This window comes from Bavariicoccus seileri WCC 4188 (genome assembly GCF_000421665.1).
Taxonomy (GTDB): domain Bacteria; phylum Bacillota; class Bacilli; order Lactobacillales; family Aerococcaceae; genus Bavariicoccus; species Bavariicoccus seileri.
Genome location: NZ_ATXL01000057.1, coordinates 1 through 10806 on the forward strand (window position 1 = coordinate 1; position 10806 = coordinate 10806).

Genomic DNA, 10806 nt, shown 5'->3' on the forward strand with positions numbered 1-10806 from the left:
CGTCTCGTTAATGACTATGTTGACCAAACAAAATATACAAAGGCCTGTGAAACCCTGGATGACGGCTTCGAAGATGCCTTTCAGTACACTGTCAGCGGTCATGGACATAACCGACTGAAAAGCACCAACCTTATTGAACGTTTAAACCAAGAAGTTCGTCGAAGAGAGAAAATCATTCGCATCTTTCCTAACCGTGCTTCTGCCAACCGATTGGTTGGTGCTTTATTGATAGATACCCACGAAGAATGGCTTGGCTCGACCAGAAAGTATCTTAAATTTGATCAGTGAGAGAAGGTTGAACATTGTAGTGTATTTTACACAAGATTATGGACTTGACTTAAAAGAAGATGTTAAACTATAATTACAGTGTAGACAAAAGAAAGAGGGAATTTCAATGACTAGATTTACAGATTTTAAAACATGGCTCAAGCAGGAAAAACTTGATGCTGCAATTGTAACTTCTCCGATTGCTATTTTTGAATTAACTGGTTACTTATCTGATCCACATGAACGCTTTTTAGCCTTATTTGTTTCGGCTAAAGACAATGATTTTTTGATGACACCAGCTTTGGAAGTCAATATGGCTGAGGAAAAAACCGATATCCCTGTATTTGGAGCAACGGATGATCAAAATCCCTATGAAGAATTCAGTAAACATATCAAAAAAGAGGATAAGATTCTTAACATTGCAGTTGAATATGACCACTTTACCTATGGTAGGATGACAAACATCAAGAAGTTCACGCCTTTTAGCATCAAAGAAGATGCCACTAGTTGGCTAGAATATGAAAGAATGTTTAAAACACCTGAACAAATCAAACTGTTGATAGAGTCTGGTGAAAAAGCAGATTTAATGACAAGCCTAGTCAAAAAACATATCAAGACTGGTATTACTGAAACACAATTGAAAAATGTCGTAGAACAAGAAATGCGTGAAAATGGTATTGAAGAATTTAGTTTTTCTACCCTCATACTATTTGGAGACCATGCTGCTGACCCACACGGAGAACCTGGCGACCGTGTCTTACAGGATAATGAATTTGTATTAGCAGATTTAGGAGTTATGTGGATGGGCTATGCATCTGACATGACTAGAATGTTCTATAATGGCGATGTTGCCTCTCTTAGCGAACACTATAAAAAAATACATGATTTAGTTCAATTAGCACATGATAAAGCAATTGCAGAAGCTAAAATTGGTATGACAGCTAGTGAAGTTGATCAAATTGCTAGAGACGTAATCACTGATGGTGGCTATGGTGACTATTTCATTCATCGCCTTGGACATGGCATTGGGAGAAGTTGTCACGAATATCCATCGATCGTTGAAGGAAGCGACTTAGAAATCAAACCTGGGATGTGTTTCTCAATTGAACCCGGTATTTATATTCATGGCGATATAGGTGTCAGAATCGAAGATTGTGGTTATATGTCAGAAGAAGGTTTTATAAAGTTTACTCACTCTCCTTATCTGATAACTCAATAAATTGGAACTAGTTACAGCAAACCATCATAGGATTACTCAAGCGTTCAATTCACCATTGACTGTATGCTAACCAAACGTTATCAAAAAATAAAAGCAAATAATAAGGCAGAATAAAAAGCTACAGCATAATAAAAATGCTGTAGCTTTAACTTTGCACAGTAATAATCTACATCAAGCGATTATTTGGAAGCTTCGTCGACTTCTTTAACTGCTTTATCTGCTGTTTCATTGGCTTCTTTCGTCGCTTTTTCAGCAGTGTCCTTTAGCTCTTCTTTTGTATCATCTGCAGCTTTTTTCACTGAATCTGCAGCATCTTTACCAGTTTCATAAAAATCTTTTTTAGCTGATTTAGCTGTATCTTTAACTTTTGAAGTTGCTTCGGTCAAATGATCCTTAACCACATTGGCTGTATCTTGCAAGTTTAACTTGATATCTGAAGACGCTTCTTTAGCAGTTTGCGTGAATTCAGAACCGCGATCTACAGCGATATCAGAGTACTCTTGTAATTGATCAAGTAAACGATCTGCTTCATCAGCGATATCTTTACGCAATTCTGCTCCTGATTTTGGTGCAAACAACAAAGCTGCTGCTGCTGCAGATACGCCTCCAATAATTGCTCCTAGTAAAAATCCACCACTATTTTTTGTCATAACAATCTCTCCTATTCTCTTTTTTCAAAAACGCTACTTAATTTCAGTAGAATCTCTACCCTCATTTGGTATAATGACTTCTTTTATTTCCCCATTACTTGCATCAGGATAATCAGAAGTCACAGTGATATCTGGTACAGAAACTTTTGTATTCCGGTCACTCTTTGCCTTTTTAAACTGATTGACAACAGCCCCTACTTTACTTAAGCTACTTCTTTTTCGTTGTGTTTTCTTTGATTTAGAAGCTAATGACTCGACCAAGTTTCTGCTAGAATCATTAACATCAGATACAGAAGTTCCAATATCTCCGATTGCAGTGAACAAAGGATCAGTTTTCTCAACTTTTTGATTAATATCAGCTACTAGATCGTTAGCTTTATTCAGCAATCCTTCTACTTCATCTGAAATGTTATTGACATTTTTATTGACCATAGCAATTGTTTCATTGACTTCACCAACTGTTTTTTCAATTTCCTCAAATACAGAGGCTGTTTTACGTAAATTGATGATTAAAAAAACGACTAAAGCCACAAAAGCTAGCGCAGCTATCAAGCCAGATATTTCTCCAATAGTCACTTAGCACTCACTCCTTTATCATTTATTTTGTCTATAATGTTATGATAGCATTTTAAGACAATGGATGCCAGAAATCACTATCCAGACTGACATATCATCAGTGATTTGCTATACTAAGTTCATTAGGAGGTTTCCTTTATGCAGCAATTCTTTAGTAACCTGGAAAGTTTTTTAAAACACTATTTAAATTTCGACTGGGAAAGCTTTTTAACAGCATGCTTATCTGCCGGAATTAAGTTGATTGTCTTTGTCATTACTGCAACAATCATTAAAAGTATCTTAATCTCTATCTCAAATCATTCTTTTAGAAATTACCTCTCACGGAAGACATCAACCTTTAATCGTTCAAAAACGTTGATGAAGTTAGTCGAGAATTGCATTCAATATCTCTACTATTTCGTTTTGATCTACGGCATTTTATCGTTGTTAGGTCTCCCAGTTTCTTCACTATTGGCTGGTGCTGGTATTGCTGGTATCGCTATTGGGCTTGGTGCTCAAGGGTTTTTGACAGATGTCATGAATGGTTTTTTCATTTTGTTAGAGCACCAATTTGACGTGGGGGATACTTTGACAATTGATACCTATGTTGGAACAGTTACAAATGTTGGGTTAAGGAGCACTCAGTTAACCGGTTTTGATGGCACGATCTACTACATTCCAAACCGTCAGATACTAGTTGTTGGCAACTCCTCTCAAGGCCATATGAGAGCTACTGTCGATATATTCGTCTATAATGATACACCAATCAAGAAAATGGAACTGATCATCAACGACGTAACTGAAGCCAATAAGAGCCAACTACCTAATATTTACAAAGGCCCAATTTTTAATGGACTATCATCCTTGCCTTCCGGGCAACTCTACTATAGAGTAACTTTGTTTGTAGACGCAGGATTGCAAGTTGATGTCCAATCAAAACTGTTGACACTGTACTTAGAGGCAATGGCAGAAGAAGGAATTGATCTACCAAATACACCAGTTTCCTCTATTCCGACACCACGATAAAGTGGGTTTACCCTATATTACAGCGAATCAAGCAAAAAAGATCTCAAGAAATACTTGAGATCTTTTTTATGAGATCTTTTTCACCTGTTACATTATACTCACGCGTCTTATGATCAACGTGTTTTATACTCACATTCTTTTTTTAAACAACGTGTTTTTTATAAGCAACGTGCTTTATGATCAATTGCTTTATGATCAATAATCTAGTGATGTGCTAAACTGACTTAATTCATGCATCTGGTCATCATAGTAATTAACTAAAACATGTCTATTAGAAGAATCAACTTCTACGATGGCAACCGTTTTATACTCACTATTTGGTCCCTTAGGAAGTGAAATACTACCAGGATTAATACAGACAACATCATCCACTAAGTCGTCTACTCCGAACACGTGGGTATGCCCATAAAAAGCAATTCTTTTGCCATGACTTTTAGCAGCTTTAGCAAGGCTTCTCAAAGAACTTTTAACGCCAAGCAAATGGCCATGAGCTACAAATACTTCTCCTACAGTCAATTCATCTGGGAAGCGAGTGTCAAAGTCACAATTCCCTCTTACAGCATAGACTCCTGAAAATACTGGATCAGAAAAACTGAATTCTGAGTCGCCACAATGAACGACATAATCTACTCTATTCCGATAACTATCAATGATATCGTCCATTGGATGTAATTGGCTGTGATTGTCACTGATGACTAAGTATTTCATATATGCGCCTCCTTCTATCAACCGCTAACCCCTTAACTTTACAAAAAATACTGTCCTAATTACTTAAAAACGCTAGATTACTTGAAGATGAGATGCCAAGTTAGTCAATGCCTACCGACTTAGCCAGTCATCAAAGTGATTAAATAGTGCTTTAGTAGCTTTTGCACGATGACTATATTTATTCTTTTCCTCTTGGGACATTTCTCCAAAAGTTTTATTGGTGCCATCAACCTCGAACAAAGGATCGTAGCCAAACCCATTTGTTCCTCTAGGAACAGAAACTATCTCTCCATCGCAAATGCCTACTGCAACTAAACTTTCTTTTCCAGGCGCAGCAGCTATCATTGTACAGTTAAAGTGAGCCTTACGAGACTCGTCTGGTAACTCCCCTAAAACTGCTAGGAGACGAGCATTATTTAAGTTATCGTCATGGTTCCCGGCATAACGCGCAGACCGAACCCCTGGTTCTCCCATCAAGGTATCAACGCATAAACCCGAATCATCACTAATGACGATTTTCCCGGTTTCAGTTGCGATTGTTTCAGCTTTTAAACGAGCATTTTCTTCAAAAGTAATCCCGGTTTCTTCGACTTCCTTTAAGTTTGGAAAATCGAGTAATGTTTTAATGGTATAACCCTGTTTAGCAAAAAGCTTTTTAAATTCTTTGGCCTTGCCAACATTCTTAGTTGCAATGATGATTGTTTTACTCACTTGCAATCCTTCCAATCCTATTAGAATGACATGTCTTATAATGGTTTATCCTAGATTCATTTATCTTAGAATCATTTATCTTAGATTCATTTTTCTTTGAATCATTTATCCTCGAATAGTATATCTTAGAAAGATATATCTTTAACATCTCTCTGACTTAAATCTACCTTTTCGATATCCCATACCCTTTTATCAAGCCACAAATTAGCGATTTTCTGGAATTGACTAACATCCCCAGTCGTTTTAAAAGAGCTAATAGCTCCTGATCTTTTATTGGTGTTTTGAATACCATATTTTAAAACAATCTTTTTAAGTTTTCTTGCCGTTTCTGCTCCAGAATCAATTAAGGTGATATCATTCCCTACGGATTCTCTGATAATATCTTTAATAAGTGGAAAATGAGTACATCCTAAAATAAGTGTGTCAAGTTCCCATCTTTTGAGAGGCATTAATTCTGCTTCTACAATAGTTTCTAACTCTTTGCCATCTACTACTCCCGATTCGATGATTGGAACGAAGGCTGGACACGCTAACGAATAGATCCTAACCGCTGGATCTATGGATTGGATAGTTCTTTTATAAATCTCGCTATTAATGGTAGCAACGGTTCCAATAACTCCAATATGACCGTTAGTCGTCTGTTTGGTAGCGGCCAAACTGCCGGGATAGACTACCCCGAGCATAGGGACCGGTACTTCTTGCGCCAAATATTCAAGAGCCAGTGCTGTCGCAGTATTACAAGCTATCACAATCAATTTAACATCATACTGTAAGAGATAATTGATCATTTCACGTGTAAATGTCACAATCTCGCTAGACTCTCTTGATCCATAAGGACACCTTAAATTGTCCCCTAAATAAATAAAACGTTCATTAGGAAGTTGTTTTTCAGCTTCCTTTAGGACAGTCAGCCCACCTATCCCTGAATCAATAATTCCAATTGGTTTATCCATTGTCTTACACACCCTACTGTTATTCTACGAAAACTAAGAGACGACTCAGGGCTATTTATGTCACCGTAAATAGGTTTCAGCCTTTCTTTTCTTGTACCCGTGGTAACAAAAAATCAATAATCGTCTGACCGGAACTCCTTAATAGCAGCCAGTAAAGGAATCAGTAGCAACAAAATTTTCAGTAATTGTTTCAATTTACGCATACTTATCACTCCTATTTTTATTTTCTATAGTATACCAATTATTGTTACTCAAGTTAAGTATATCGTATTCATCGATCTTAAGGACAAACTTAAGGACAAAAAAATAAGAGAGGCTACAGCAAACTAATGCCACAGTCTCTCTTACTATTTAAAAATTATTGAATATGCTTTTCAACTAGCTCAGTTAGTTGTTCTTCACTGTGTAAGCCGATAACTTTATCGACCTCTTCGCCATCCTTAAAAATAATCAAGGTAGGAATACTCATTACACCAAATTCTTGAGCAGTTTTTTGATTGTCATCTACATTTAGCTTAGCTACTTTCAAACGGTCCTCAAACTCTTCAGAAATAGCTTCAATAGCAGGTGCTTGCATCCGACAAGGACCACACCACGGCGCCCAAAAATCGACTAAAGTGACCCCATCAGCGATTGTATCATGAAAAATTTTATCATTGACTTCAGTTGTCATTATTCTACCACTCCTTTTACTGTACTCGATTATTATAACAAAAAGTTAGTGATTCTACTACACTAATGCTCTCGTTAGGCTCAATCATACTATTATTATCCCAATTTGGCAATCGTTGCACCACTACCGCCTTGATTTTGGGGCGCAAATTCGAAATGCTTAACGGCTTTGTTGCGTCTCAACACTTTCCAGACTGCGTCTTTAATAGCTCCCGTTCCTTTACCGTGAATAATCGTAACACGTGGATAGTTAGCTAATAGAGCTGCATCAAGATACTGATCTAGGTCTTTCATCGCTTCTTCATACCGTTTTCCTCTAAGATCAAGGCTTGTCTTAACATGACTTGAACTTCCTCCTTTGAGGGTCGCACGGATTGGCTTTTCTTTTTTCGCTCTATCAATCACTCTGAAATCTTGTTCAGGTAATTTCATCTTAACAATACCCATTTGAACAGCCCATTCTTTCGGACCTGTTTTTTCCAACAAAACGCCTGTTTGTCCAAAGGAAATAACTTCAACTTCATCTCCAGCTTTGAGCGATTTTTCACTCTTAGCACGATTCAACACTTTATTCTTTTGCAGTTTTCGCTCATATGTCAATTGGTTAAAATCGCCTTGTTTCGCAATCAATTCATGCTCTTTAACTTGTTGCGCATTTGCCTTTTTTTGCAATGATCTAATAGACGCAATCAATTGGTCTGCTTGTAGTTTCTTAGCAGCTACCATTGCATTGGCTTCTTCCTTGGCTTCAGCAATCAATCTATCTTTATTTTTTTTGAGAAAAGCCGTTTGAGCTTTCAGATCTTTTAGAAGTTTGTCGCTTTCAGCTAAATTCTTTTCTACTATCCGTTGTTCTTTTTCTGCCTCTGCTCTTTTTTCTTCTAAATCAGAAATGACACGATTCAAATCCTGGGTCTCGTCTGTCAACCCACTTTTTGCTTGCTGTAAGATTACTTCAGGCATGCCTAACCGTCTGCTAATATCAATAGCATTGCTTCGTCCAGGTACACCTAAGACCAAATGATAAGTCGGAGCAAGAGTGTCACTATCGAAAGTCATACTAGCATTAATCGTGTTGGCATGGTGGTAACCATATGATTTCAGTTCAGGATAGTGCGTTGAGGCTACAACGTAACTACCAAGCGTCCCAATATAATCGAGTATAGCAGTTGCAATTGCTGCACCTTCTTGAGGATCAGTTCCTGATCCAATCTCATCGAGTAGAATTAAACTCTTGTCAGTAGCTGAGTTTAAGATACTCACAATATTTGACATGTGACTGGAAAATGTACTGAGGTTTTGCTCAATGGATTGTTCATCACCAATATCTGCAAAGATATTGTCGAATATTCCAACAGTACTCTCTTCATTAGCTGGGATAAATAAGCCGGATTGTGCCATCAGTTGAACCAATCCTAAGGTCTTCAATAGCACCGTTTTACCACCGGTATTTGGTCCAGTAATCAAAATAGCCTGATAATCTTGTCCAATGATAATATCATTCTTAACAGCTTTATCCAGGGTTAGTAAGGGATGCCTTGCTTCTTTTAGACGAACATAACGGTCTTTCGACAGCAGTGGTAAGCTCATTTTTTCTGCAGTGGCGTACTGAGCTTTAGCATGGGCATAATCGAGTTTACCTATCACTCTAATATTGTTTGCAATTTCCTCTTGGTAAGGTACCAAAAGTACCGATAGTTCATACAATAATTGTTGTATCTCTTCTCTTTCAGCAGTTTTTAAGTTAGCTAACTCTTGCCCCATTGTTATTACTTTTTGTGGCTCCACATACACTGTTTGCCCACTACTACTTTGGTCGTGCACAATACCACCAAATTTATGCTTATATTCACTTTTTACAGGAATAACGTAACGATCATTCCGCAACGTTACAATGGGTTCGCTCAAGTATTTCTGGTATTTATAGGATGTATAGTTTTCAAGGGTCTCTTTAATCTTTTGCTCATCTAACCTGATACTCTGCCGAATACTTTTAAGTTTTGGAGTCGCATCATCGTAAATACTAGCATCATCCGCAATTGATCGCGCTAAGTCACTCCTTATGTCTGGTAAGCTCACTAATGAGGCAATCAATGCTGGCAATTCTTTCAATTCATTCGCAATTTGCTCTTCGTTGTCCAAGAAACGCTTAAGGTCACGAACAATCTCCAAGCATCGCTTGATCGTCAACAATTCTTTAGCATTCAAATCAGCAAAAGCTGCTAACCGTTTTAAGGGAACAGACAAATCATCGAGTTGTGCGATCGGTAAATATTTGTTATAACGTATGATTTGCATAGCATCATCGGTTTGATCAAGTAATTGTTGGATGACTTGACTATCAGTCAAAGGCTCTTGGGTCAAGGCAAGCTTTTTACCATAATCAGTTCGAGTCTGACCAGCTACCTTAGCCCGAATTTTCTCAAACTCTAACGTTTTGATAATTTTTTCATTCATAATTTCTTTCCTTTTTGTTTCGTTCTAAATGGCTATATGACAGGTCTACACTTAGGACAACCACCATAATTGGGACAAGCTGTCTGAAAGGTATGGTGTATCCGTCACAATTTTATAGGCGATTTGACTATCTACAAATTGTTTTTGGATCGCATCTACCGGTACTAAGCTGAGTAGGGTTAATAAGACGAAAACACCAACATAATTAATCACTAAACCTATTACGGCTCCAATGAGACTGTTAGCTTGGGAAAGGATAGGTAAAAAACTAATATCCTTCAGTAAGTACCCCAATAACCGAGTAACAATTATACCAGCAAGCAGTAATAGGACAAATGAAATACCTCTATAAAATGTGGTGTCTATCCGAAGGGTTTGATTGGCATTATAGAATACCAAGTTAGTGGTTTCCGATGCAGATGGAAACGGAATAAACATTTCTGTGTACTTAGAAAAAGGCATATAAAAACGATTGGCAATATAATAACTTGCCGCATAGCCAACAGCATAGATGACTTGAAGTACAAATCCCCTTCTAGCTCCGTTATAAATACCTAGTAATAGAATCACAATAACAAATAGTGTTAATAACATAGTTTAACTCCTTATAATAACTAACCTACTGAATTATTGGCCAAGTGGACTCTTCTCAGCAGGTTTCTGTTTCTCTTGATCTACTTTCTGAGACATCGCATTAATAGCCAATAAAATTGCCGCATCTTCTGAAGAAAGATCTGGTTTGACCTTCTTGATTTCGTTTAATTCGTTATTCAAAATAGCTACCACAGCTCTCATGTGTTCTACCGAGTGTTGACCTGTGATGGTATATGTTTTACCATTAATGCTAGCTTTAAACCTACTTTTATTTTGCATGGTATCTTATCTCCTTATATCTCGTGCTATCTCGAAAGCCTAACTCTTTAAGTGAAAGGCGACCATCGTACCGTCTTCAAAAACTTATTAACTTGTTTTCTAAAAAGTTTTATATTCTTTTCCATTCCATTCAAAAGTAGACGTATTACCATTATTTTAACACAGTTTTATCAAAGATAAACCTAACTAAAGGAGTTTCCTATGTCAGACAAACCGGTCGTCCTAAAACTGTCAGCTGAACAAGCACATCAGTTAATGAACAAACTGAAAAATTTTGCTGTAGAACCAATTGCTCACACTCAGTTCCGAGCTAAGTATCAAAATCATACCATTACACTTTATAATAGTTTGAAATTAATGATTCAAGGTCAAAAAGCGAACCAAATTGCGAACGATCTTGGTTTTAAAACTATTGCGATTGACGGTCCGTCTAAAAACACTTCTAAGAGCACTTCTAAGAGCACTTCTAAGAGCACTTCTAAGAGCACTTCTAAGAGCACTTCTAAGAGCACTTCTAAGAACAGTTCTAAGGGTACTAATGTCTCACCACTAGTAGCCAAGTCAAACACCATCGGTAGTGACGAAAATGGGAACGGCAGTTACTTTGGTTCTCTGACTGTCTGTGCTACATATGTCTCTCAGGACGTGATTTCACGTTTGCAGCAACTCGGTGTCAAAGATTCAAAGATGCTTACAGATTCAAAAATTCTTTCCC

General features: G+C 37.3%; 13 protein-coding genes. 4 read left to right on the forward strand and 9 right to left on the reverse strand.

The annotated features are described in order from the left end of the window. Together H541_RS0109570 and H541_RS0109575 are read left to right on the forward strand one after the other, a co-directional pair. The coding region (locus H541_RS0109570) for an IS256 family transposase (RefSeq protein ID WP_022797091.1) at positions 1 to 288 on the forward strand (288 nt) is incomplete at its 5' end. A 106-nt stretch (positions 289 to 394) separates the two neighbouring features. Further along, complete coding sequence (locus H541_RS0109575; RefSeq protein WP_022797092.1) at positions 395 to 1486, forward strand: M24 family metallopeptidase; 1092 nt, start codon at positions 395 to 397, stop codon at positions 1484 to 1486. A gap of 179 nt (positions 1487 to 1665) precedes the next feature. On the opposite strand, the gene H541_RS0109580 is transcribed toward H541_RS0109575, so the two are convergent. Together H541_RS0109580 and H541_RS12280 are read right to left on the reverse strand one after the other, a co-directional pair. Then, complete coding sequence (locus H541_RS0109580; RefSeq protein WP_022797093.1) at positions 1666 to 2136, reverse strand: YtxH domain-containing protein; 471 nt, start codon at positions 2134 to 2136, stop codon at positions 1666 to 1668. A gap of 33 nt (positions 2137 to 2169) precedes the next feature. Beyond that, on the reverse strand, positions 2170 to 2712 hold the full coding sequence (locus H541_RS12280; protein ID WP_022797094.1) for a DUF948 domain-containing protein: 543 nt from the start codon (positions 2710 to 2712) through the stop codon (positions 2170 to 2172). Positions 2713 to 2850: 138 nt separating this feature from the next. Between H541_RS12280 and H541_RS0109590 the strand changes: the two genes are divergently transcribed. Continuing rightward, complete coding sequence (locus tag H541_RS0109590; RefSeq protein WP_022797095.1) at positions 2851 to 3717, forward strand: mechanosensitive ion channel family protein; 867 nt, start codon at positions 2851 to 2853, stop codon at positions 3715 to 3717. A gap of 195 nt (positions 3718 to 3912) precedes the next feature. Here H541_RS0109590 and H541_RS0109595 read toward each other — a convergent pair whose 3' ends face one another. From H541_RS0109595 to H541_RS0109630, 7 genes are all read right to left on the reverse strand, one after another. Then, positions 3913 to 4425, reverse strand: a complete 513-nt coding sequence (locus tag H541_RS0109595) for a YfcE family phosphodiesterase (RefSeq protein WP_022797096.1) — start codon at positions 4423 to 4425, stop codon at positions 3913 to 3915. Between the two features lie 111 nt (positions 4426 to 4536). After that, positions 4537 to 5136, reverse strand: coding sequence for an XTP/dITP diphosphatase (locus tag H541_RS12285; protein ID WP_033420902.1), 600 nt, complete (start codon positions 5134 to 5136; stop codon positions 4537 to 4539). A gap of 125 nt (positions 5137 to 5261) precedes the next feature. Then, a complete protein-coding gene (gene racE / locus H541_RS0109605; RefSeq protein ID WP_026501758.1) occupies positions 5262 to 6089 on the reverse strand; it encodes a glutamate racemase in 828 nt (275 codons plus the stop codon). A gap of 358 nt (positions 6090 to 6447) precedes the next feature. Beyond that, on the reverse strand, positions 6448 to 6762 hold the full coding sequence (gene trxA / locus H541_RS0109615; RefSeq protein WP_022797098.1) for a thioredoxin: 315 nt from the start codon (positions 6760 to 6762) through the stop codon (positions 6448 to 6450). 95 nt (positions 6763 to 6857) lie between these two features. After that, positions 6858 to 9218: an endonuclease MutS2 gene (locus H541_RS0109620; protein ID WP_022797099.1), complete on the reverse strand. Its 2361-nt coding sequence runs from the start codon at positions 9216 to 9218 to the stop codon at positions 6858 to 6860. A gap of 51 nt (positions 9219 to 9269) precedes the next feature. Next, positions 9270 to 9812 (reverse strand): CvpA family protein, encoded by a 543-nt coding sequence (locus H541_RS0109625; RefSeq protein WP_022797100.1) that lies wholly within the window; start codon positions 9810 to 9812, stop codon positions 9270 to 9272. 33 nt (positions 9813 to 9845) lie between these two features. Then, positions 9846 to 10091: a cell division protein ZapA gene (locus H541_RS0109630; protein WP_022797101.1), complete on the reverse strand. Its 246-nt coding sequence runs from the start codon at positions 10089 to 10091 to the stop codon at positions 9846 to 9848. 201 nt (positions 10092 to 10292) lie between these two features. Here H541_RS0109630 and H541_RS0109635 point away from each other — a divergent pair. After that, positions 10293 to 10806: DUF3378 domain-containing protein (locus H541_RS0109635; protein WP_022797102.1), on the forward strand; the 514-nt coding region annotated here is incomplete at its 3' end.